Source organism: Erwinia sp. L03-1, from assembly GCF_058686115.1.
In genome coordinates this window covers 88,001-112,155 of sequence record NZ_CM178762.1, presented here as the reverse complement: position 1 = coordinate 112,155, position 24,155 = coordinate 88,001, and the positions used below count along the sequence as shown (strand labels likewise).

At 54.5% G+C, this 24,155-nt stretch carries 21 protein-coding genes; 4 read left to right on the top strand and 17 right to left on the bottom strand.

Annotated elements, in window-relative coordinates; translation table 11 throughout:
• Positions 1-47: 47 nt before the first annotated feature.
• From bcsQ to AC4PCC_RS00405, 13 genes are all read right to left on the bottom strand, one after another.
• A complete protein-coding gene (gene bcsQ, locus AC4PCC_RS00465) occupies positions 48-839 on the bottom strand; it encodes a cellulose biosynthesis protein BcsQ (RefSeq protein ID WP_067700324.1) in 792 nt (263 codons plus the stop codon).
• A complete protein-coding gene (gene bcsO, locus AC4PCC_RS00460) occupies positions 830-1,732 on the bottom strand; it encodes a cellulose biosynthesis protein BcsO (protein ID WP_492126042.1) in 903 nt (300 codons plus the stop codon). Before bcsO ends, bcsQ begins: the two co-directional genes overlap by 10 nt.
• Before the next feature lie 323 nt (positions 1,733-2,055).
• Entirely contained in the window at positions 2,056-3,060 is a 1,005-nt protein-coding gene (gene dppF, locus AC4PCC_RS00455; RefSeq protein WP_492126041.1) for a dipeptide ABC transporter ATP-binding subunit DppF, read from the bottom strand.
• Positions 3,050-4,036 carry a dipeptide ABC transporter ATP-binding protein gene (gene dppD / locus AC4PCC_RS00450; protein ID WP_067700335.1) on the bottom strand — a complete coding sequence of 329 codons (987 nt, stop codon included), beginning with the start codon at positions 4,034-4,036 and terminating at the stop codon, positions 3,050-3,052. Before dppD ends, dppF begins: the two co-directional genes overlap by 11 nt.
• Before the next feature lie 9 nt (positions 4,037-4,045).
• On the bottom strand, positions 4,046-4,948 hold the full coding sequence (gene dppC / locus AC4PCC_RS00445; RefSeq protein WP_492126040.1) for a dipeptide ABC transporter permease DppC: 903 nt from the start codon (positions 4,946-4,948) through the stop codon (positions 4,046-4,048).
• Between the two features lie 9 nt (positions 4,949-4,957).
• The gene (locus AC4PCC_RS00440; protein ID WP_492126039.1) at positions 4,958-5,629 is read right to left on the bottom strand and encodes an ABC transporter permease subunit; all 672 of its coding nucleotides are present in this window, start codon (positions 5,627-5,629) and stop codon (positions 4,958-4,960) included.
• 198 nt (positions 5,630-5,827) lie between these two features.
• Positions 5,828-7,438: a dipeptide ABC transporter periplasmic-binding protein DppA gene (gene dppA / locus AC4PCC_RS00435; RefSeq protein ID WP_492126038.1), complete on the bottom strand. Its 1,611-nt coding sequence runs from the start codon at positions 7,436-7,438 to the stop codon at positions 5,828-5,830.
• Between the two features lie 572 nt (positions 7,439-8,010).
• The gene (eptB, locus tag AC4PCC_RS00430; RefSeq protein WP_492126037.1) at positions 8,011-9,729 is read right to left on the bottom strand and encodes a kdo(2)-lipid A phosphoethanolamine 7''-transferase; all 1,719 of its coding nucleotides are present in this window, start codon (positions 9,727-9,729) and stop codon (positions 8,011-8,013) included.
• Between the two features lie 327 nt (positions 9,730-10,056).
• Entirely contained in the window at positions 10,057-10,812 is a 756-nt protein-coding gene (locus tag AC4PCC_RS00425; RefSeq protein WP_492126036.1) for a molybdopterin-dependent oxidoreductase, read from the bottom strand.
• Positions 10,805-11,425 (bottom strand): cytochrome b/b6 domain-containing protein, encoded by a 621-nt coding sequence (locus AC4PCC_RS00420; RefSeq protein ID WP_492126035.1) that lies wholly within the window; start codon positions 11,423-11,425, stop codon positions 10,805-10,807. Before AC4PCC_RS00420 ends, AC4PCC_RS00425 begins: the two co-directional genes overlap by 8 nt.
• A gap of 12 nt (positions 11,426-11,437) precedes the next feature.
• Positions 11,438-12,049 (bottom strand): hypothetical protein, encoded by a 612-nt coding sequence (locus tag AC4PCC_RS00415; protein ID WP_067700355.1) that lies wholly within the window; start codon positions 12,047-12,049, stop codon positions 11,438-11,440.
• A 155-nt stretch (positions 12,050-12,204) separates the two neighbouring features.
• The gene (locus tag AC4PCC_RS00410) at positions 12,205-12,633 is read right to left on the bottom strand and encodes an organic hydroperoxide resistance protein (RefSeq protein ID WP_067700358.1); all 429 of its coding nucleotides are present in this window, start codon (positions 12,631-12,633) and stop codon (positions 12,205-12,207) included.
• A gap of 193 nt (positions 12,634-12,826) precedes the next feature.
• Positions 12,827-13,285 carry a MarR family winged helix-turn-helix transcriptional regulator gene (locus AC4PCC_RS00405; RefSeq protein ID WP_492126034.1) on the bottom strand — a complete coding sequence of 153 codons (459 nt, stop codon included), beginning with the start codon at positions 13,283-13,285 and terminating at the stop codon, positions 12,827-12,829.
• Between the two features lie 65 nt (positions 13,286-13,350).
• Between AC4PCC_RS00405 and AC4PCC_RS00400 the strand changes: the two genes are divergently transcribed.
• Positions 13,351-13,965, top strand: coding sequence for an HD domain-containing protein (locus AC4PCC_RS00400; protein WP_492126033.1), 615 nt, complete (start codon positions 13,351-13,353; stop codon positions 13,963-13,965).
• Positions 13,966-14,046: 81 nt separating this feature from the next.
• On the opposite strand, the gene AC4PCC_RS00395 is transcribed toward AC4PCC_RS00400, so the two are convergent.
• The gene (locus tag AC4PCC_RS00395) at positions 14,047-14,517 is read right to left on the bottom strand and encodes an RcnB family protein (RefSeq protein WP_492126032.1); all 471 of its coding nucleotides are present in this window, start codon (positions 14,515-14,517) and stop codon (positions 14,047-14,049) included.
• Positions 14,518-15,110: 593 nt separating this feature from the next.
• Between AC4PCC_RS00395 and AC4PCC_RS00390 the strand changes: the two genes are divergently transcribed.
• Positions 15,111-15,851: a helix-turn-helix transcriptional regulator gene (locus AC4PCC_RS00390; protein WP_492126031.1), complete on the top strand. Its 741-nt coding sequence runs from the start codon at positions 15,111-15,113 to the stop codon at positions 15,849-15,851.
• Here the strand turns inward: AC4PCC_RS00390 and AC4PCC_RS00385 are convergent.
• The 3 genes from AC4PCC_RS00385 to AC4PCC_RS00375 form a co-directional block, all read right to left on the bottom strand.
• Entirely contained in the window at positions 15,832-16,479 is a 648-nt protein-coding gene (locus tag AC4PCC_RS00385; RefSeq protein WP_067700374.1) for an acyl-homoserine-lactone synthase, read from the bottom strand. The genes AC4PCC_RS00390 and AC4PCC_RS00385 overlap by 20 nt on opposite strands.
• A 599-nt stretch (positions 16,480-17,078) precedes the next feature.
• Positions 17,079-18,524, bottom strand: a complete 1,446-nt coding sequence (locus AC4PCC_RS00380; protein WP_492127599.1) for a DHA2 family efflux MFS transporter permease subunit — start codon at positions 18,522-18,524, stop codon at positions 17,079-17,081.
• Positions 18,525-18,613: 89 nt separating this feature from the next.
• Positions 18,614-19,777 carry an EmrA/EmrK family multidrug efflux transporter periplasmic adaptor subunit gene (locus AC4PCC_RS00375; protein WP_492126030.1) on the bottom strand — a complete coding sequence of 388 codons (1,164 nt, stop codon included), beginning with the start codon at positions 19,775-19,777 and terminating at the stop codon, positions 18,614-18,616.
• Between the two features lie 452 nt (positions 19,778-20,229).
• On the opposite strand from AC4PCC_RS00375, the gene evgA reads away from it, so the two are divergent.
• Positions 20,230-20,844, top strand: a complete 615-nt coding sequence (gene evgA / locus AC4PCC_RS00370) for an acid-sensing system DNA-binding response regulator EvgA (RefSeq protein WP_067700380.1) — start codon at positions 20,230-20,232, stop codon at positions 20,842-20,844.
• Positions 20,845-20,847: 3 nt separating this feature from the next.
• Positions 20,848-24,099 (top strand): response regulator, encoded by a 3,252-nt coding sequence (locus AC4PCC_RS00365; protein WP_492126029.1) that lies wholly within the window; start codon positions 20,848-20,850, stop codon positions 24,097-24,099.
• The last annotated feature ends 56 nt before the right edge of the window (positions 24,100-24,155 follow it).

Here is a 24,155-nt window from a genome sequence, read left to right as displayed (position 1 = left end):
GCCACGGGATGTCGGCTTTCCCTGCCTTTAGTGCCGTGCTGCGTGCACTATCGTAGCGGAGCGTGCATTTCACCGTCGCCGACGGTGATATTAAGCAGTGCGGCAATGCGTTTGCTGATAATTTCAATATCAAAGGCTGCGCTGGAAACCGGACTAAATTCAAAAACAGACTGCTGTGAAGCATTGGCTTCCGCTACGCTTTCATCGCGGTTGATCACGCCTAATAACCTGTCGCCAAGCCGCTGCTGCATAAAAGCGGTGACGTCACGGCTGATATTACGGCGGCTGTCGCTTTGGTTCAGGACAAAATAGTGCCCCGCACGATGGTTAAGCGCGCCGCCAATCATTTTGTCATTTTCGATTTGTGGCAACAGTGACAGCGACGCGGTATCGGCCAGTAATACCACCAGATGCAGGTCGGCAAGCGCTGACATTGCCTTTAATGCAGGGCCAGGGCCGGGCGGAAAATCGGCCACAATCACCAGGCCAGGGTAGTTAAGCACGCTGTGCAGACCGCGGATAAGAAAGTTGGCGTCGTGGGTCAGGTTATGTTCAAAGGTGATACGCTGCTCTTCTGTCACTTCCCCATAGGGCATAACAAAAATATTGCCGCCGGTGGTGAGGATCGACTGGCTCCAGTCCGGCGCATCGGCCGATTTGGCCACAAAACCGCGCCCGTCAGACAGGGGCACGCCAAAATGCAGGCGCAGGGCGTTTTGCACATCAAAATCTATGGCCAGCACTTTGCTGCCCGCACGGGCCAGCGTATAGGCCAGATTGGCAGCCAGGGTGGTTTTACCCACGCCGCCCTTAGGAGAACAAACACAAACTAACGGCATGAGGCGATTCTCTCCAGCAGGGGTTGTAGCAAGGTGTCTTTCGATAACAGTCCCGCCGATGCGGCAGGCGTAGCGTTGAATAACTGTTTGAAGCGCGCCTGCTCCGTCTGCGGGACGGCTGCGCGCTGAGGCTGAGGCTGAGGCTGAGGCTGAGGCTGAGGCTGAGGCTGAGGCTGAGGCTGAGGCTGAGTGCGAGAAAACGGCGTCTGCATAGCAGCGACAAGAGTCTGCGCAGTAGAAAACGGAGGCTGCGTGCCAGCGCCAGGAGTCTGCGCGGTAGAAAACGGAGGCTGCGTGCCAGCGGCAAGAGTCTGCGCGGTAGAAAACGGAGGCTGCGTGCCAGCGGCCAGATCGTGAGTGTTTGGTGGCTGCAACGCCGATTCAGCCGGACCGAGCAGGGCTGAAATATTGTCAAGCAGCGAACCTCCCGGCTGAGCGGCGGGCTTTGCGGCGGCAAATACTGCCACGCTCTGCTGCTGCGCGGGCGGCGATGATAACTCCGGCTGCCCCGCTCGCGCAGGCGCGTTTTGCGACGGTGATAACACCGAAGGTCCAGCCTGCGCTGGCGCGTTTTGCGACGGTGATAGCCCCGAATGTCCAGCCTGCGCTGGCGCGTTTTGTGAAGGTGATACGGGCGGGGCAGCCTGCACGGGTAAAGTTTGCGGTGGTACGCTGGCCGGACTAAACGCCCGTGCGTCGGCCAGCTGCGGCACAACAACGTCAATACGCTGACCGTTGCCCAGCGCGGACTCTGCGCTCCCGGTCATTAACTGCCGAATGATCGCCCAGTTCGTATTATCGGCATGCCGCGTTTGCTCAGACATATCCTTGAATTCTATATGGTTAGTTTGCGTTTTTTCTTTAAAACGCTGAAGGTCATCATAGCTTTTCATAGGAATTGCCGCGCTGATTGGGAAATTTCGCGGCAATATAACATACAATTTTTATTTGCATCAGAATCTTCTTGCCGCCTGTATTACATCAGTTTGCTGGATAATTAACTATATAGTAAAAATAGAAAACCGGATTATTCAGGCGGAAGAATGATCTTAAGATTATTTGGCTTAGCGCACTTATTTTACTCAGGTAATTATTTACCTTAGCCTTTCTGCCGCCGGGCAAAGACCAGGGCGAGCCGTCATCCCGCTTCGCGAATGCTTTATTTTTCCTAATGAGAACCGACGCAGAGCCTTTATCGTCTGCGTCGGTTTTCCTGTCAGCCGGGGATCGGCTGGCCTTCATCCCTGTCCACGGCGAAGCAGGCGATCTGCTGATCCCCGTACTGCTTCAGGCCAGGCTGAAACTGGGTGCAGGGACCAAACCGACGGTGGCAGCGGGCATTGAATGCGCAACCCGGCGGCGGATTCAGCGGGCTGGGCAGCTCGCCGGTCAGCTTGATACGTTCGCGGCGCTCGTCCGGGTTCAGACGCGGCGTAGCGGAAAGCAGGGCCTGAGTATAGGGGTGGCGCGGATTGGCAAAAATCGCGGCTTTACTGCCCCGCTCCACGCAGCGTCCCAGGTACATCACCATTACCTCATCCGCAATGTGCTCCACCACGGAGAGATCGTGGGAGATAAATACATAGGAGAGGCCAAGTTCCTGCTGCAAATCCATCATCAGGTTCAGTACCTGGGCGCGCACGGAAACATCCAGCGCCGACACCGGCTCATCGGCAATCAGCACGTCCGGATCCAGCATAAGTCCCCTGGCGATAGCGATACGCTGGCGCTGCCCGCCGGAGAACATATGCGGATAACGATCGTAGTGCTCGGTTTTCAGGCCCACCTTCGCCATCATCGCCAGCACCTTGTCGCGGCGCTCAGCTTTGTTCAGGCCGGTGTTAATCAGCAGCGGCTCCTCCAGGATCTGGCTGACTTTCTTACGCGGGTTCAGCGATCCATAGGGATTCTGAAAAACGATCTGGATCTTCTGGCGGCGTAGCTTTTGCGCGTGCGGATCGTGCCTGAGCAGATCCTGACCCTGATAAAATAGCTGCCCTTCGGTCGGCGTTTCAATCATCGTCAGCAGGCGACCCAGCGTCGATTTTCCACAGCCGGACTCACCGACGACCGCCAGCGTTTTGCCGCGCTCCAGGTCAAAGGAGACGCCGTCCAGCGCTTTAACCAGCCGCTCCTGGCCAAACAGTCCCTTCTTCACCGGATAGTGTTTTTTCAGATCGATCGCCTGCATCAGCAGCGTCGAATGTTGTTCAGGCTTCATAGGTGGGTCTCCCGGCATCGTCCAGCGGGTAATGACATTTGGACTGACGCCCCGCAATATTACGTAGTTCAGGCTCTTCAACCCGGCAGCGGTCGTTAGCATAGGGGCAGCGTGGATTAAGCAGACAGCCGTTTGGTCGGTCATATTTACCCGGCACCACCCCTGGTAGCGAGGCCAGCCGGGCTTTGTCTGCCGCAAACTCCGGCAGCGCGCGCAGCAGCGCCTGGGTATAGGGGTGACGGGGCGCCTTAAAGATATCGACCGCTTTACCGGTTTCCACCACCTGCCCGGCATACATCACAATGATATGCTGCGCGGCCTCGGCCACCAGCGCCAGATCGTGCGTGATCAGGATCAGCGCCATATTCTCCTGACGCTGAAGATCGAGCAGCAGCTCAATGATCTGCGCCTGAATGGTCACGTCGAGCGCCGTTGTCGGCTCATCAGCAATCAGCAGCTTCGGTCGGCAGGCAATGGCCATGGCGATCATCACGCGCTGGCTCATACCGCCGGAGAGCTGGTGCGGATAGACGTCAAGGCGCGATGACGGGTCGGGAATCCCCACCTGGTTCAGCAGATCGATAGCGCGCTGGCGGCGGGTACTGCGGTTGCCCCCCTGATGCACCTTAATCGCTTCCATAATCTGGTAGCCGACGGTGTAGCACGGGTTCAGGCTGGTCATCGGATCCTGAAATATCATCGCCACTTCTGACCCCACCAGCTGGCGGCGCTCCTTTTCGGAGATGCGCATCAGATCGCGCTGGTTAAACTCCAGCTTTTCCGCCTTTACGGTGCCGGGGTAGTCAATCAGCCCCATGATCGCCAGTGAGCTAACCGATTTTCCGGAGCCGGATTCCCCGACGATACCCACCACCTGGCCCTGTTCCACCTGATAGCTGATGCGATCTACCGCGCGAAACGGCGTCTTAGCGTCGCCGAAGTGGACCGACAGTTGGTCTAAATTTAATAATGCCATCGGATGCCTCTACTGCTTGAGTTTCGGGTCGAGGGCGTCACGCAAGCCGTCGCCCATCAGGTTAAATGCCAGAACCGTCAGCAGGATTGCGACACCGGGAAAGGTGACCACCCACCAGGCACTTTGCGCGTACTGCAACACGTCGGAGAGCATGGTGCCCCACTCCGGCGTCGGCGGCTGCGCACCCATTCCCAGAAAGCCCAGCGCGGCCATATCGAGGATCGCGTTGGAGAAGCCCAGCGACGCCTGCACAATCAGCGGGGCGAGGCAGTTAGGCAGAATATTGATAAACATCTGGCGTATCGCACCTGCGCCGGCCACGTTTGAGGCGGTAACGTAGTCGCGATTGACCTCCACCATCACCGCCGCGCGGGTCAGACGGATATAGTGCGGCAGCGCCACAAACGTCAGCGCGATGGAGGCGTTGACGATCGACGGGCCGAAAATCGCCACCAGCACCAGCGCCAGAAGCAGGCTGGGCAGCGCGAGCATAATATCGACCAGGCGCATGATAATGGCATCGGTGACGCCACCGATATAGCCCGCAATCAGGCCAAAAACCACCCCGAAGATCAGCGACAGCACCACCACCAGACAGCCCACCAGCAGCGACAGCCGTGCGCCGTACATCAGGCGGGAGAGCACGTCACGACCGACATCGTCAGTGCCAAGAATGTAGTGCCAGCTGCCGCCCGCCTGCCACACCGGCGGATGCAGCAGCGCATCGCGGAACTGGTCTGAGGGGGCATGGGGCGCAAGGACGCTGGCGAAAATGGCGATAAGGAACATGATAACCACGTAAACCAGGCCCACCACGGCACCTTTATTACGCTTAAAGTAGTGCCAGAACTCCTGCGGAGGAGTCATAGGCGTGGGTGCAGCGGGTACGCTGCCCGGATCGATAATTGACATCCTGGCCCCCTATTTCCTGTGACGAATGCGCGGGTTAACCACGCCGTAAAGCACATCAACCAGCAGGTTGACCAGAATAATCAGCGTCGCCACCATCAGTACGCCCCCCTGTACAACCGGGTAGTCGCGGCGCTGGAGCGCATCGATCAACCAGCGACCCAGCCCTGGCCAGGAGAAAATCGTTTCGGTCAGGATGGCGCCCGCCAGCAGCGTACCTACCTGCAGACCGATGACGGTGACCACGGGCAGCATCGCGTTGCGCAGGGCGTGTACCACGATGACGCGCATCGGGGTCAGCCCCTTGGCACGTGCGGTACGAATATAGTCCTCCCCCAACACCTCCAGCATGGCCGAACGCGTCATGCGCACAATGACCGCCAGCGGAATGGTGCCGAGCACAATGGCCGGCAGGATCATATGCATGACGGCGTCCTTGAAATCCCCCGCCTCGCCCCAGAAGAGGGTGTCAATCAGCATAAAACCGGTAAGCGGTTTGCTGTCGTCAAGGAAGACCGTGTCACCAATGCGCCCGGATACCGGCGTCAGGTTGAGCTGCACCGAGACCAGCATAATCAGCACCGGATCGCCGGGGATCATATGGACAAACGCGAAGGTTAACAGGGTGATGCCAATAAACGTTGGGATGACAAGTCCCAAACGTCGGAGTATGAACTGAAGCATAATGATTCTCACCAGTTCCCCCCGACTCATGGCCGGAGGGATTATATTTGCTCACATCCAGCGGCGGGGAAACCCTCACCGCGACGTCCCGCAGGACGCCTTTACCATTTTTGCTTCCGAGCGATACAGCAATGGAATTGGGCCGACAGGTGCGGCCCTGAAGCGTTCAGGAACCGGGCCGGCGGACCGGCCCAACCTTTATTCCTGAATATCGACGTTCTCGAAGTGATGTTTACCGAGTGGATCGACCACGTAGCCGGAGACTTTTTTGCTGACCGGCTCGTACACCGTTGAGTGCGCAATAATCAGCGCCGGAGCCTGGTCATGCATCACAACCTGCGCCTGCTTGTAATACTCAATGCGTTTGTTGTGATCGGCCTCGGCACGGGCTGGCTGAATCTGGTCTTCAAAGGGTTTGTAGCACCAGCGGGAATAGTTAGAGCCATCCTTCGCCGCCGCACAGCTGAACAGGGTGGCGAAGAAGTTATCCGGATCCCCATTATCCCCGGTCCAGCCCATCATCACGGTCTGGTGTTCACCGGCCTTGGCGCGCTTCAGATACTCGCCCCACTCGTAGGTGACGATTTTGGCCTTAACGCCAATTTTCGCCCAGTCGTTCTGAATCATCTCGGCCATACGGCGGGCGTTCGGGTTATACGGACGCTGCACCGGCATCGCCCACAGGTCGATGGAGAAGCCGTCTGGCATACCGGCCTCTTTCAGCAGCGCTTTCGCTTTGGCCGGATCGTACGCGTAATCCTGCACCGCATCGTCGTAGCTCCACATGGTAGGCGGGATCAGATTTTTGGCGGTCTGCCCTGCTCCCTGATACACCGCATCAATAATCGCCTGCTTGTTGACGGCGGTAATCAGCGCCTGGCGCACCTTCAGGTTATCCAGCGGTTTTTTCTCGGTATTGAACGCCAGATAGCCGACGTTCAGCCCCGGCATCTGCATCAGGTTGATATTTTTATCTTCCTTCATGCGGGCGATATCTGCCGGATTAGGGTATGGCATGATCTGGCATTCACCCTTCTGCAGCTTGGCATAGCGTACCGACGCATCCGGGGTAATGGAGAACACCAGCCGGTCGATTTTTGGCTTAGTGCCCCAATACTGATCGAATGCCTTATAGAGAATGCGGGAGTCTTTCTGATATTGCAGCAGCTGGAACGGGCCGGTGCCGACCGGGTTGAGGTCAATCTTTTCCGGGGTACCCGCTTTCAGCATATTGTCCGCGTACTCCGCAGACATAATGGAAGCGAAGTCCATGCCCAGATCGGCAAGGAACGGCGACTCAGCGCGGTTCAGGACGAAGCGTACGGTGTTGTCATCCACCTTCTCGACTTTGCTGATGAGTTTAGGCATGTCCATGCCGTCAAAATATTCGTAATTACCGCCGGAGACGCCGTGATATTTGTTGTTTTTATCCAGCTGGCGCTCAAAGGAAAACACCACATCGTCAGCGTTGAAGTCACGGGTGGGTTTAAAGTCTTTGGTGGTTTGCCACTTCACGCCTTTACGCAGATGGAAGGTATAGGTTTTGCCATCCTCGCTGATATCCCACTTTTCCGCCAGGCCAGGCACAAGTTCAGTCGTGCCGGTTTTGAATTCGACCAGGCGGTTATAGATTGGAACAGAACTGGCGTCATAGGTCGTGCCGGAGGTAAACAGCTGCGGGTTGAAGCCTTCAGGAGACCCCTCTGAACAATAAACCAGGGTCTTAGCCTGCACGCCAGCGGCAACGGTCAGAGCGATAAGACTCAGACCGACCTTCAGCATCCCTCTCTTAGACGGGGAATTACTCATGCTTTTGCTCCAGTAGTGATGTGGTGTTGTGTGCTTATCGCCTGCCTGTTTTTAATTGAATATGGCATGGCGCGGTGCCTGTCGGCCCAGCTGAGATGAAACCGGATGGGGTACGCTGAAGCAGGAAACACTATCAGACAAATCTGCATCCTTTTTCACTCAGGCTTCAATTTGTCAACAGTTACAGGGAACGTCAATACAACCCTCAGGTATTTACACAGAGTGTGAGTAAGTGCAAGCAAATATAAAAAAAAGCATTCTGATAGAAATGCAGCGTAATCCCCTGGCTAACGGCGCTCAGACAGGCCAAAGTGGGGGGAGCCTGTCGCGGTGCCAGCACGTTTCACCGTAAAATAACCTTTAAAAAAAACCATGAATTGGCTCTTTTATGAACGATAACCTTTCCTTATGGCTCAGCGGGCAGCTAAATATGCTGCAACATCGGTTCAGGAAATGATCAACAATCCATTAACGCGGGTTCGGGCAACGCAGCGCAAATTAAGTGCGGGCAGGAGGCGAGTGGCTGATGCCCACCCGCCCTGATGATACGGACGACGTTAATTAGCGCCCGCTTAGGATCCCACAGTGGGTGCCTGGGGCTTATTTTCAGCGGGTGCGGCTGCGCCAGGGGCAGCACACCAGTTATTGCTCTGGTTTATGCCACCATCCGGCGAGGTATAGCCCAGACAGCCCAGAATAGTGTCGAACAGTTCGACCTGGCGATGCGTTTTCCCGACGCGCTGCTGGGCCTGGAGACGCTCAAAGGCTCGCTGATTATTGCCATCGGCCAGATACTTATCCGACGCCCAGACAATCATCGGCACGCGAAACTGCTCCGGCGGTGCCATATTTCGCGGTGTGCCGTGCAGATGCATATTTTCACTGATGGATTCGCCGTGGTCGGCGGCATAGAAGATAATGGCTTTTTTGTCCCGTAGCCGGTCGATAACGCTATCCAGAACGGTATCCGTGTAAAGCACGGAGTTGTCGAAGGCGTTGATCAGCATCGCTTTACTACAGGTTTCATCCACGCCCATGCACTCCGGCTGATAACGGGCGAACTCACGCGGATAACGCTGGGAATAGAGGTAGTGTGAGCCTTTGGTGTGTAAAACCACCAGATGCTTTCCCCGTGGATGGCGGTCAAGGGATTTTTGCAGCTCCGGCACCAGCAGCATATCGTCTACCGACTTGCCCTGGTTCTGCTTTTCAGAACCGATCTGCTCACGGAATGCAAAGTTATCCGCATTGGTGTTGTTGTAAAACCACACTTCACTCTGCATGGCGAACAGTTCAGAGCTGAACCCCAGTTCCTTCAGCACGGCAAAAATGTTTTGTTCCTTCAGCGTCCTGCCCGGCCCCTCTTCCGTTCCCCCCTCACGCACAAACATACAGCGCAGGGAGAGCTTGGTCGCGGTATCGCAGGACTCGCCACGGAAGGCGACGAGGTTTTTCTCCTTCGACAGCTTCGGCGTGGTGTCGCGATCGTAGCCCAGCATGCCCATATGATCCCAGCGGGTGGTTTCACCAATAACAAAGACCACATAGGTATCATCCAGTCCGGCGGGTGCCACCCAGGTGAATTTCTTCGCCGGGTCGAGCAGGTCCTTACTATCCATTTTCTCATCAAAGCTGGTATAGGCAAACAGCCCCAGCGCGCTGAGCCAGTTTGACGGCAGATAAGAGTGCGCCACCACGCCGCCGTAGCTCGGCAGATCGATATTGGTCAGTTTTTCATTAATGTTTTGCTGCTTATCGAAGTAGCGGATAGGCAGCCATACCAGCGCGACGGCCAGCAGCAGCGTCAGCAGCGGAACAAGACGCCGCCCGCGCGTCTGGAGCTGTTCGAGCAGCGTAAAGCGCAGCGCGTTTCGCCAGATCATCAGCAGGGGCAGCGCGCTAACCAGCACCATCCACAACAAAAAGTGGTAGCCGATCACCTCTTTTGACAGGTCGGTATCGGTGGTCATGACCGATGCGACAATGCCATAGCCGATAACGACGTTGAAGAAACTCATATAGTAGCTGGACGCTACGGAAATCAGCAGCAGCGCGCTGGCCGTAAGCCGCCAGAAGAGCCGGCCACCCAGCGAGAGCAGGCGCAGCAGAAAAAATGTCAGCAGGACGATGGCCGCGACTTCGGCGAGGGCCGACAGCCACTGGGAGGCTTTAAAATGGGCCAGAAACGGGTCAAATCGACGGTAAAACACCGATAGATTAAGAAATATACCGATGTAAAAGGCCAGCAGAAGCGAGAGCTTTTGCTGCGTAAGTAACTTTATATAATTCATTAAACTTTTTTTCCTGGCGTAACCTAAACAGTTCTTAAACGATAATCAGACCAGCGCATTACAACAGAGTTCGACTGCCGGGTCGATAAACCTCTGGCCGCAGAGTAGTCTGCTGGCGCCGGGCAGGCACGCCGGGATCGTGTCAGAAACTACCGGGAAGAGATGAAGTCTTTTGATGCAATGCTGCCGTAATAACGACAACAGACGCATCTTTTTGGTGATGGCGCTCTGCTGCGCCCGGCACACTGCACCCACGTATTGATGGCTTGCTGCATCTTAAAAGCGATCGGGAGATGACAGAGACTCACCCGGTTCCAGACCCACCCTTTAAATGCCGCTAAAGCCGTTGTAGCCCTGGTCTTCCCAGTAGCCGCCGGGGTTATCGTTAGTGACAAAGATCGCCGCGATATGTTTGGCATTTTTGAAGCCGAGCTTGGTGGGTACGCGCAGGCGCAGCGGATAGCCAAAATCGGGTGGCAGGGGTTTTTTATCAAAATCGAGCGCAAGGATGGTTTGCGGATGCAGCGCGGTGGCCATATCCAGACTGGAATAGTAGCGATCATCGCACTTAAAACCGACGTACTTTGCCGTCAAATCGGCCCCGATGTGCTGCAGGAAGATTTTCAGCGGTACGCCGCTCCACTGTCCAATGGCGCTCCAGCCTTCAATACAGATCAGGCGGGTTATCTGCCCGGTTTGCGGCAGACGCTGCAACTGCACCAGCGTCCAGGGCGCTTTCTTTTCAACTTTACCGGACACTTCCAGGCGATAGTCGGCAATATCAATGTCAGGTACGTTATATTCGGGATAATACGCGTTGAAGCGGAAAGGGCGGGTAATCTGGGATTCGCTGTAAGTTTGCGCCAGCCTGCTGCCGCTGAACAGCCAGGCCTGAACCCGGTCGTTCCAGCGTGACATTGCCCACAGCGCCTTATCCACCTGGTCACCGTCCTGAAGATTACAGCCGGTCAGCATGGAAACGGCACCCAGCGTCAGACCGGAGCGGATCAGCAGACGGCGCTCAAGATTCACCAGCTTTTTGCGCTGGTCCGGCTCAAGAATTAATTTTGGTTTTTCACTCATCGCCCGACTCCTCCCTGCGACCGCCGGTAATCATCGCCGGCAGCGTTTTCGGCACCAGCAGTACCATAACCACATGAACCACCACGAACAGCATCAGGCCGCTCATGGCAAAAAAATGGACGTAGCGCGCAGTATCGAAGCCACCGAACAGCGCCACCAGCCAGCTTAGCTGCACAGGTTTCCAAATCGACAGACCCGAGAGCACCAGCAGCGCGCCCAGCAGGATCACCGCGACATAGAGGAGCTTCTGCACGGCATTGTACTTACCCTGCTGATGCGGAAGTTTGAAACGCAGGGCCTGACCGATTTCACGCATCGCCAGGGTAAGGGAAAGCGGGAAAAAGCGCTGTTTGAAGTGACCACTCACTACGCCCCAAATCAGGTAAAAAAGGGCGTTGGCAAACAGCAGCCACATGACGGCCAGATGCCAGGCAATGTTGCCGCCCAGCCAGCCGCCCAGGGTCATCACTGTTGGGAAGGTGAAGCTGAAAAGCGGTGAGGCGTTATAGATGCCCCACCCGCTCATTACCATACCGACCATCACCATCACGTTCAGCCAGTGACACAGGCGTACCGGCCAGGGATGAACGCGTTTTCTGGTTAATTTCGGCATACTCGCTCCAGGTTACATCGGCGGCGTCAGGCCATCTTTACCCACGGAGATGCCCCGTGCCACCAGATTGCCCTGCGCGTCTTTGGTGCCAAACAGCACAACTTTGGTGCCCGCTTTCAGCAGGCTGCGGTTGCCCGGCTCAATCAGCACCACAGGTACATCGTCAGGCACGATGACCGTTTTTTCCTGGTCGTGAACCTTAACGGTCAGCGTACGGCCATTGCTGTTAACCAGCTTGCCGACGGTGCCGTTGGTCATGGTATTAATTTTGCCATCCGGGGATTCAAAGGGATTAAAGCCTTCGCCGCTGCCGCGCAGATCCGGGGCAAAAACGTGAACTTCCAGCGCTTTCAGCTCGCCGTTCGCCATAGGTACGGCGGCCGTACCGATATAGCTGTCGGCCTTGATATCACTCATCTGCGCTTTGCTGACGCTGTTGACTTTGGTTTGATCGGTGACTTTTACATCCAGCTTCTCGCCCTGGCGGGTGGTTATCTGCACGGCAGAGTTGCTAACGGAATCAATAGTGCCGCGAGTGGGTTTAATGGTGGTGTCTGCCGCCAGCGTACTGCCGCTGACCAGCAGAGAACCCAGCAGCAGAGCTGCAATACGAGACTTAATCATGTTCATCTCCTGAACGAGTTGGAAACCGTGTTTTAACGCGTTTGCCCGTTAAGTCTGGTCGGATTGAGTAAATAAACGAGGTGAAAAAGAAAAGAATTATGTTAAAGAAAGTAACGATACAGGGCAGCAGACGCTGCCCTGGTAAGCACTAACTATCAGTTGATGATATTCAGCGTCACGTCAATATTGCCGCGGGTGGCATTAGAGTAAGGGCAAACAATATGCGCAGCGTCGACCAGTTTCTTCGCCTCTGCGGCATCCATCCCTTCCAGATGAATGTTCAGTTTTGCTTCAATACCAAAACCGGTTGGGATAGGACCAATACCGACTTCGCCCTCAATGAACGCTTCTTTAGGCAGGGCAATTTTGTCGCGACCCGCAACAAATTTCATCGCGCCAAGGAAGCAGGCTGAGTAGCCCGCCGCGAACAGCTGCTCGGGGTTAGTGGCTTCGCCGCCCGCGCCGCCCATCTCTTTCGGCACACCCAGTTTTACATCCAGTACGTTATCGGAAGAGGTAGCGCGGCCATCACGACCACCGGTGGCTTTTGCTTTTGCACGGTAAACGACTTTTTCTAAAGACATGGTAAAACTCCTGCGGGTTGGTGTTTTATATGATGTGCGATTCTATCGCGCACGATTTATAAACCAGTTTTTACTATTATAGACCCGGATAACGCATGACGCGCATCCCGTTGCCTCTCCTCCGTGGAGCCGGGCCAGCACGTTAAACGCGTCGTCTGGCCGACAGACTCAGGAGAGGGTTACACTTAGTACCTCACCCGTTGAGGTTATCCCTCAGGGTTTCTAAATCCTGCTTCAGCGATTGTAGCGTCACGTCATCACAGGATGACGCAGAGAGCACCGATTGCGGGATCCCGGTCGCTTTATTGCGTAATGCCTTGCCCTGTTCGGTCAGGGTGACCACCACCTGACGTTCATCCTTGCGCGAGCGCTGCCGGTTCAGCAGTCCGGCCGCTTCCAGCCTTTTTAGCAGCGGCGTCAGCGTGGCGGAGTCCAGGAACAGCCGCTCGCCAATTTCCGATACGGTGACATCGTCCCGCTCCCAGAGCACCAGCATCACCAGGTACTGCGGATAGGTAATATCAAGCCGGGTCAGGAGCTGGCGATAGAGTTTATGCAGCGCCAGATTGGCAGAATAAAGCGCAAAACAGAGCTGTTGATCGAGCAACAGTGGCGTGTCTTTCGCTTTTTTGTCATCTTGTTTGATATTCATGGTAAAAATATAAATAGCACACTACATAATTGCAAGCAAATTTTAATCTCTGGGGGTAACTGGCGATGCATTCACTGGAAGAGCGGGCAAGACGTTATGCCACTAAGGCCCATGCCGAGGCGGGGCAGCGACGAAAATACACCGATGAGCCTTACATTGTGCATCCGGCTGCGGTGGTTGAACTGGTGCGCAGCGTGACCGACAGCGAGGTCATGCTGGCCGCTGCCTGGCTGCATGACACGGTAGAGGATACGCCCAGCACGCTTGCCGATATCGAAAACCACTTTGGCGCCGAGGTTGCCAGTCTGGTTGAAATGCTCACAGACGCGCAGCAGCCACAAGCAAAAAATCGCGCGGCGCGTAAGGTTGCACACTTTCGCCATACGGCAAAAGCATCAGTCAATGCGCAGACCATAAAACTTGCTGATATTATTGATAATACCCGGTCTATTATTCAGTTTAACGCTCATTTTGCCCGCGTCTATCTGGTTGAGAAGCGCGTGCAGATCACCCTGCTAACCGCCGGCGATCGTGATCTATGGCAGCAGGCATCAACCATTATTGAACGCGGCATCGACCAGCTGACCCAGGCTCCCTGGCACGTTCCGCCCTCCTGGTTTGTGCTCCAGCAAAATAAATACCCGGTGTCAGAGGACCCGCAGCCTTCCGGGCACGGCTAAAGGCCCGCATCAACCGCAGCGGGCCAGGTTTCGCTAAGCGAAGCGTCAGGGATGGGGCGGCATCCCTTCCGCCAGGGGCGATTACTGCTTGTAGAAAATGTCGCCCGACTCTGCTTTTACAATCTTGCCATCTTCTTTGGAAATCAAAACGTAGTTTCCGCCCATATAGGTCCAGCTGGTCCCTTCGTCCGGTGCCGGAAGGTGACGGGTTTTCCAGTCGATAATCTCGTACTTTTTGGTACGGTACCGGTCCGGTACTACGCTGCCGAGGGTAAAGTGCTGGAAATCTGCAAAAAAGGACGTGATTTCATAAGGGTGTGCAGGATCGGGCTGCGGCGTATTATCGCCGTCCTGGCTCTGCGCAGGCTTTTGCCCCTGCGGTGCCGGCGCGGGAATGGCCTGAAGATCGGGGGACTGTGCGGCAGGCGCCTGTTGGTCCGGGGTCGCCTGAGGCTGCACAGGCTGCGCGTCGGCGGCAAAGGCCGTTGACATCAGCGGAACGGCACCCAATAAGATGGCTGAAAACAACAATACGGACGTCGGCTTACTCATAGTATCTCCACATTTATTACTATCCTGTTGCCTGTCGGCGAGGGAGAGAGAGTCAACCCCTGTAGCCGCGCAGCGAAGCATTTTATGATACCTGCCTGCGCAAAGGAGGGAAGGTAAATCGTACGGCTCATGATCATTTTCTTGATCACCACAGGTAAACGATTTGCAAGGGTCGTGGGCTGAAATCATCAGGAACAGGTAACGGAGCCAAACTGTTGCATGGCTTTTTATCAAAAAAAATTAATCAGTGAATTTTACGGCTAAGCGTTTGAACTTTAAGAAAATGCATGAGAATGGCTACCGGGAAGGCACGCCATACGGTTTGAAAGGACAAATTGGGGGTGTTAAATTGGTAAGAATTTCCGGACAGCGAGTGCTTTTTTTATGCCCCGTCTGCCCGGAAAGGTTTTTCCCTGGTGTCGGCTAAATTAGCTACCTGACTATCGAAGTCAGGTTTTTTTTGCCTCTAGCTTACGGAGTCCATTATAGGTAATCAGCCTGATTCCGTAAGTTGTACTTAAGTACTGCATCGCCCTGTACTTAAGTACACCACCATGCTGAAACAGGGATGCTCAGACCTTCAGGGAGTTAACATGTTCTCGATATTTCAGGAAAATCAGATAATAACGGAGACACTCCGTAATTATATCGACAGGAAACTTTTACATCTGGGCAGCCCGGAGTATGCATACACCGTCGTTAGCAAGAAAAATCCATCAAATCTTCTTATTATTTCCAGTTATCCTGACGAATGGGTTGACCTTTACCGTACCAATAACCTCCAGCATACCGACCCGGTGATACTGACTGCGTTCAGACGGACCTCTCCCTTTGCCTGGGACGAAAATATCACCCTGATGTCCGACCTGAAGTTTACGAAAATATTCTCTCTGTCGAAGCAGTACAACATCCTTAACGGCTTTACCTTTGTCCTTCATGACCACTTTAACAACCTTGCGCTGTTATCGATCATTATTGACCGCAACGTGCAGGATCACCTGGAAGGGCTTCTTTCAACCGACCGCGCCACCATGCAGATGCATCTGATAGAGATTAACGAGCAGATGTACCGGCTGGTGCACTCCGTCTCCTCGGGCCGGGGACATGCGGACGCGAGCAACAATAAAGCTATTTTTACCGCGCGTGAGAATGAGGTGCTGTACTGGGCAAGTATGGGAAAAACCTATGCGGAAATCGCCACCATTACCGGTATTTCGGTACGGACGGTTAAATTTCATATGGGTAATGTGGTCAGTAAACTGGGGGTGAGTAACGCCCGCCAGGCAATCCGGCTGGGCGTTGAGCTGGAGCTGATTACGCCGACGCAGTCGTAGACGTGAGTGACATCGGCCAGCTGACAAGTGACGGCTCAGAAGCGTGGATCGTGGCATTAATTTTCGCGGCCATCTGCGCCTGGCTCTCCCTGTCTGTCGGCAAAAAGAGCAGATAAATACGCTCTTTCTCACTGAGCCAGGCCTCTTTTAACGGCTTTATCTGCCAGCCGGAACGCTTCAGGATGGTCAGCATCGCCCGGCTGACAATTGTGTAAATTCCATTGTAGCTATAGTGGCGGGCATAGTTGATCATCGCCAGGAACAGCATCTGGCTAATGGGATAACGTTCGCCCAGCAGCTGACGCGCACGCGCCTTATCAACAAAGAAACGGCTCGACTCCCTTTCACCCGGCGGCAGCGGTACATCTTCAAAACAGGCCTTAAAGGTGTGGGTTATCATATTAGGCTGATCGAGAGGGGTAAAGCGTACGCTACAGATCAGCTGGCCTTCATACAAACCCAGAAGATAGCGCGTTCCCGGGGCGTCAAACTCATCGAATTCCATATCCCTGTTGCACACAACGTCCCAGCCCAGCCGGTCGCTAAAGGTTTTCTTGCGCAGGCGGTAAAGCTCATCCGACTGTACGCCTTTAAGTTCATCATAACTGACGTCAAAAAATTCAAGCATTCCATCACCCTGATTACGTTAAATTTACTAAACAAAAATTCCACGACTGACAGAAGTCGGTAACCACTATTGTACAGGGGTTTTTAATGAGATGGTTAAAACTGTCTTATGCAAAAGTGCAGTAATTGATGAAGTTAATTGATGCGACGTGGTAAATGTGAAGGGACACCTGCGGAGTAAGTGACGGTATCCGGCGTGTTACGGGGCCTCCTGACCGACCAACCCCTAAAGTCTCCGATCACATCTGTGAGAAAGTCGTCTCAGCGCGGGCGTGAAAAATTCGAATTTTTACTAACGTAAACCGTGCATAATCAGCCAATAACCTTTTTTCTACAGAACGCGCCCCGGCAAGGGTTAACATTCGCCCGGCACAGGTAAAGGTGAGTGCCTTTCGCGATTTGCCCACTGCGGCCATGCTGCAACGAGCCACGCAACGGCCCCCTGCCAGAAACGGACATAAGGTCGCCAATCTGACGCCCTGACAGGAAACTTAATCCCTCCTGAAGCAATGAAAACCCCTCTCTGCTGCTACCTGTCCCCTCTCCGTCGGCTTTGTTATGTGCAGCGGGCCTTCCCGGACGACGATCCCGATCGTGAGGTTAATGTCTTTCCCTCTCCCGGGTGGGTTTTGCGAACCACACCAGCAGCGTAAGAAACAAAAATACCGCGGCGGACAGGGCAAAAATTTCATTGGCAGAGAGGATAAGTGCCTGCTGGGTGATCTGCTGGTCTACCCAGGCCAGCGTCTGCGCCGGGCTAAGCCCCATGCCGTGTAAAACCTGCTCTGTCTGCTGCCAGGCTGGATTACCCGGCCGGATAAACTCGCTCAGTTCGCTGTTATGCAGCGTTTCACGCCGGCTCCAGAGCGTAATGGTTAATGAGGTGCCGATGGATCCGGAGAGCGTACGCAAAAAATTACTCATGCTGGTCGCGCTGGCAAACCTGTCTGACGGGAGTCCGGCAAGCGAAATTGTGGTCAGCGGCAGAAAGAAGCAGGCGATGGCGAACCCCTGGATAAACTGCGGTAACACAATGGCGGAAAAGGTGATGTCAGGGGAAAAGATGATCGCCCGCCAGTAGTAACAGATGCTATAGACAATGAAGCTGAAGGTAACCAGCAGGCGCATATCCACCCTGTTACCGTAGCGGCCGATTAGCGGTGCCAGAATCAGCGGGATAAAACCAATTGGCGCATAGGCGAGTCCGGCCCATAAGGAGGTGTAACCCATGGCCTCCTGAAGCAGCTGCGGCATAAGAACGATCGCACCGGAGTAAATGAGATAGGCGCAGACGATGCAAAGTACGCCAATCGAAAAGTTGCGCGACCTGAACAGGGTAAAATCCACTATCGGATTCGTGCTGCGCGTTTCGTGAATAATCAGTGAGGTCAGGGCAATGACCGAAACGGCAGCCAGAACAACAATCGCCGGTGAGCTAAACCAGTCCAGATCCTTGCCCTTACTGAGCATAATTTGCAGGCTTCCGACCCCCAGCATCAGCAGGCTCAACCCGGTAAGATTCAGCTTAACCGGGTGAGTGACCGTCTCGCGTCCCTTAAGCAGAAACACGCTCATTCCCACGACAAGAATTCCCATCGGTACGTTGATGAAGAAAATCCATCCCCAGTGATAATTCTCACAGATATAACCGCCAAATATCGGACCTAAGATCGGTGCGATAATCACCGTCATCGACCAGGTCGCCAGCGCCAGCGTGCGCTTTTCGGGCGGGTAGTTTCGCAAGAGCAGGCTTTGTGAGAGCGGGATTAACGGTCCGGCCACCAGTCCCTGTATCACGCGAAAAGCGATCAGCAGATCGAGGCTGTTTGCCAGACCACAGCAGAGTGAAGCGATCGCAAACAGCGTCACCGAAAGTGTAAAAAGCCGGACTTCCCCGAGCCGCTGCGCCAGCCGCGCGGTTACCGGCAGCGAAATGGCGTTAGCCACGCCAAAGGAGGTGATCACCCAGGTTCCTTCATCCGTTGACGCGCCAAGGAAGCCGGAAATGGTCGGGATGGCCACGTTAGAGATCGTCGAGTCAAGCATCTGCATAAACGTTGCCAGCGCTAAACCGACGGTAACCATGATCAACATTCCCCCCTTCAGGGGTGCCGGAGCCTCAGCAGCAGCGGCCATTACAGCCCTCCATTCTGAGCAATGATCTGCTCAATCTGACGGTCGATGTCGGCGGTATCCAGCACCAGAGCCATACTGCGCCATGCCGGAATCGGCGATACCTTCTGCGCCAGCGCCTGGTCCGCCGTTGAGATACCGCCCGCGGTGAAAATGGTCGCCGTCGCTGAAAGTCCAATGCGTAACGGGTATTGTTCAATTTGCCGGGGATCGAGCGCCACACGAACCGGCACGCGCTGGATCACTTTGATCCAGTTCCCTGACGCATTTTGTGCCGGCAGCAGTGAAAATGCGCTACCGGTCCCCATGCCGATCCCCTCCACTGCTCCCTCAAATACCAGGCTGCTGCCATAGAGATCAATAACCACATTGACCCTCTGACCGATTTTTACCGTATTCAGCTGCGTCTCTTTGAAGTTGGCATTGATCCACATCTGATCCTGCGGAACGACCGAAAGTAGCGTTTGTCCGGCTGTCACCGTTTGTCCGACCTGTACGCTGCGCCCGGCGATATAACCGGTAACCGGACTACGGATTTTGGTTCGCTGTAGGGCAAGCCAGGCTTCACGCAGGGAATCCGCCGCCTGGAGAACCTGCGGATGGTGTCGCAGCGTGGTATTGAGCAGAAGCGCCTTGTTCGCCTGGTAAAGCTGTACCGCTGCCGCCAGCGATGCTTTATCGCTGGCCACGGCATCGCCTGCATGTTCCAGGGTTTCACGCGCGATCAGGCCTTTCTGGTAGAGCTGCTGCTGGCGTCTGAAATCGGTTTGCGTCTGATTCAGCGCGATGGCGGCCCGGTCGGCATCAGCGGAATACTGCCCATCCTGCAGGGCCAGCTGATGAATCTGGCGTACCGTCCAGGCAAGCGCGCTTTGGGCTTTTCTGAAGGCTATATTCGCATCCGTGTCATCCAGTACCACCAGCACATCGCCTTTCTTCACCCGCTGGGTGTCAGCATAATTGATGGTCACCACATTGCCCGCCACCTGGGAGGAAACGGGATTAATATTGCCCGCGACATTGGCATCATCGGTACTTTGCCGATCGTTGATGATAAATAGCCAGTAGACAGCGGCGGCAACGCCTAAGAGCAGCACAACGAGCAGCAGGGCAATCACGCCCTTTTTATCCTTCGACAGAACTTTTTCATTGCCAGAATCTTTCACACAACGCTCTCTTTCGCCGTAATAAAGGGCAACGGCGGTAAAATGACAGGGTTAGTACGCTTTGGAACCGCTGTGTAGACTAAGGGATGCGTTTTTTTTTGGTAGCAGACAATACTGTATGCGTCGTATTATTTTTCTTACGCTTCGCGGAAAAATCTGGTTTTTAACAGGTGAATAAAAATATCAATAAATCGTTAACGATATCTGTTAATGATAACCCCACGCCGGGAAATAGGTTAAGTGATACTGATAATCATCTACGCGAATTGATTTCGCCCCATTTAGTTTTCATTGAGCCAGCGGATTTACCGTCTGTGATATAGTAACCCTCTGAGTTTGAATGACCGCTTTCATTTAGCATCTCTTCAGCTTTATCCATCACTCTTCTTAATTAAGACGGAATATCGCCGTGAGGGTTCTGTCATGCTTATTTTTTAGAAGGAAATTGTGTTTTGAAAGCCATCGTTGTTGACGACCATCCTCTTGCCCGCATTGCTATTCGCAATCTGCTTGATACCCAGGGTATCAACGTAATTTCTGAACTGGATGATGGTGCGAAGGTCGTGAAGACCGTGGAGATAACCCAGCCCGATTTGGTTATTATTGATGTGGATTTACCTTCGCTCAGTGGAATAGAAGTGCTTGAGCAGCTGCGGAAAAGGCGCTATGCCGGGGCTATTATCGTTATCTCCGCCAAGAATGAACTCTTCTACGGCAAGCGCAGCGCGGCACTGGGCGCGAATGGCTTTATCAGCAAAAAAGAGGGGATGAACAGTATCATTGCCGCCGTCGAGGCGGCCAGTAATGGGTATAGCTACTTCCCCTTTTCTCTCGATCACTTTTCAGGTGAGGCCACGTCAGAGCAGAAAAAGCTGGACTCCCTCTCCACTCAGGAAATTAATGTCCTGCGCTATATTCTGAACGGCACCAGCTACGCCGACATCGCCAGTAAAATGTTTATCAGTAATAAAACCGTCAGCAGCTATAAAATACGATTAATGGAAAAACTGGATTGTTCATCTCTGATTGAACTGTATGATTTCGCGCAGCGGAATAAAATTTGGTGAATAATGCAGAAGCTCCATTTTTTCCTGATAACATTATTCTTTTTGATGTGTTCGTCGTTTGCGGCAGAATCACCCTATAACGTTGAAATAAAAGGGCACTACATCACCCCGGTGAAAGAAATCCGCTTAAACCGGGATCAGACTCGCTGGCTGGAAAAAAAGGATCGCCTGCTTATTGGCATCGCGATGCCCGATACCTTGCCGCTTCTCTTTCATTATCCCGACGATGATTATCAGGGCGTGCTGGCCGATTATCTGTTTCTGCTGCGCTCCAGCCTGCGCATAAACGTGGTGATTAAAAAATACGGCTCACAGGCGCTGGCCTCCGCTGCGTTACAAAATAACGAGGTGGATGCCCTGCTTATTCTTCCCGACAGCAACGTTACGCCAGGCAAGCAGTTTCAACGCACCCATGCGCTGATGACTTTTCATCCTACGTTAGTCGCCGCGCAAAATCGTGCGCTTCCGCTACCGCTTTCGCAGAGCCGGGAGCGGGTCACCATCGCCGTTCACCGCAGCTATCCTGCCGCCCGGGCGGTTGCGCAAAACTTTCCAAAGGCCATACTCCGGTTTTACGACAATGAACATCAGGCGCTACTCTCCGTCGCCACCGGTGAGAGCGACTATTTTCTCGGCTATAACGTTACCGCGAGCTATAACATCGAGAAGTATTTCCCGCAGTCCCTGACGATTGTTCGCTATCTTAACAGGCAGCAACGGGGAGTCATTTTTCTTACCCGGACTAATCAACCGCAACTGCACGGGGTACTTAACCGGTTTATTTCCGCTATTTCAAATGAACAGCACGATCAGCTGGCGCAGTACTGGCTGGAACGGGGCAACCTCTCTTTTCTGAATAATTCCTTATCCTTAACGGCGCGGGAAAAGAGCTGGATCAAAGCCCACCCCAGGCTTCGCGTCCTGATTAACCGCTATTACCCGCCGCTCTCCATGGTGGATCAAAACAACACGCTGCGTGGGGTAACTGCCGATTTACTGAATATCATTTCTCTGCAAACAGGCCTGCAATTTGAACCCGTCGCCGTCAATTCTAACGAGGAGATGCGGCAAAAAATGCTTAATCATGAGGGAGATTTAATCGCGGCCGCGACCCTGAGTGAGGCGAGACAGGCGCAAATAAACTTTAGCCTCCCCTGGGTCCGCCAGCATTATGTGGTCGTCTCCCCGCTCAGTGTCAGCCCGGCAGCCCGGCTGGAACAGCTTGAGCGGATTGCGATACCCCTCCACTTCGCCATCAGCGAGCAGCTTAAGGCGCGCTATCCGCACGCAAAATGGATCCTTGCCGATAACTCTTCCATGGCGCTGTCGATGGTGGTGGAGGGGAGCGCGGATGCCGCGGTGACCACGGAAATTACCGCTAACTATCTGGTGTCGCGATATTATCCCCAGAGCCTGCACTATGCCCCTCTTTCCGATATCCCCTCTGCGCTGGTGGGGATCGCCACCTCCCGCCAGGAGCCGGAACTGCAATCGATCCTTAATAAGGCGCTACAGGTCATCCCCCCGCGTGAAATACTGCAAATGGTGGGGAAATGGTCAAAGATGCCCAATGTCGAAATTGAGACATGGAATTTATACAGTAAGCCCTTTTATCTGATGCTGACGGTGGCCGCCTTTATTTTTCTGCTGATTGTGTTTTGGGGCTACTTTCTGCTGCACAAATTTCACAAGCGCGGGCAAAGTGAACGGGAGTTACAGCAGCGGCTGGCAAACCGGGAAGCCTTTTCGCAGTGTCTGGAAGCCGAGAAAAACAGAGCAATACACGCCACCCAGGCCAAAAGCCAGTTTCTGGCCAGTATGAGCCACGAAATACGCACCCCGGTCAGCTCGATTGTCGGCTTTCTGGAGCTGCTTTCCCGGCAGCACCTGACGCCGCAGCAGAGTCAGGAGGCTATCGAGCTGGCCACTGCTACCGCGCAATCTCTGCTTGGGCTGATTGGCAACATCCTTGACGTTGATAAAATTGAGACCGGAAATTATCAGTGCGAGGCGCAGTGGACGGATGTGGCGGCGCTGATTGGTGAGATTTGTCGTACGTTTGATATTAAAGCTGCCGACAAAGATATTGCCCTGACGTGCAGCATGGCGCTGCCGCCGGGCATTCAGCTGCTTCTCGATCCTCATGCTCTGCGGAGAATAGTCACCAATCTGGTGTGTAACGCGCTGAAATTTACCGCTCAGGGCTGCGTGGCGGTGTCGGCAAAACTTATTTCAGCTAAAGGGGCCTCGGGACGCCTGGCGCTGGTTATCCGCGATACTGGCTGTGGGATCGATGAGAAGGAGCAAAAACGCCTCTTCCACCGCTACGTTCAGGGTGAAGAGGGACGGCAGCAGATCGGTTCGGGTTTGGGTCTGGTTATTTGTCGGGAATTAGTCAGCCTGATGGCGGGTACGCTGGAGATGGAGAGCACGCCCGGTAAGGGAACGACCCTGACGATAATTCTGCCCGTTGAGATCGCCGAGGCCGCGCCCGTGAGTGACCGCTGTGACCGCCCGATGATGGCGCCGCTGCCGGCCCTGTCGATTTTGATCGCGGATGATAATCCGGTAAACCGCCTGCTGCTCAAAAGGCAGCTGAACGCGCTCGGTTATGAAGTTGATGAAGCGCGGGACGGCGAGGAGGCAGAGCAGCTGTGTCTTAAAAAGCGTTATCACCTGCTTATCACCGACCTTAATATGCCGAAGCGTGATGGTCTCGCGCTAACCCAGGCGCTGCGCGGTCAGCAGGCCGATCTGGTCATCTGGGGGTTAACGGCCAGCGCCCTGCCGCAGGTACGGGAAGCCTGTTTACAGAGCGGTATGAATGAGTGCCTGTTTAAACCGCTCTCACTGGAAAACCTCGCGCAGGCGCTGTGTAAGCTGCCCTCTGAGCAGCCTCTGGTGCCCGATACTCAACATGTCAAGATCTCACTGCTGAATGCGAATACGCAGGGCAACCGCGCCCTGACGGACGAGATCCTGACCACCTTTCGCAGGGAGGCGGCGAAGGACCTGGCGGCGGCAAAACGTGCGGCTGAGCAGGACGATCGGTCTGGCTTTAAGCGGGCGATTCATCGCCTGCACGGCTCGGCTCAGATCCTGGAAATTGACGCACTGCAACGCTGCTGTCGCGATGTGGAGGAGAAATCGCCTTCCCAGCTTTCCCGCCCTGTCCGCCATGCGATAATTGCAGAGGTCTCGCGAATTGTGCAGGAGCTGGAGGCCGAGCTGGCGAGGCGATTCAAAATTGCGTAAATGTATGGATACCTGGCCGGGCAGAAAAAACGTCCCTGTTTTTTCATCAGACACAT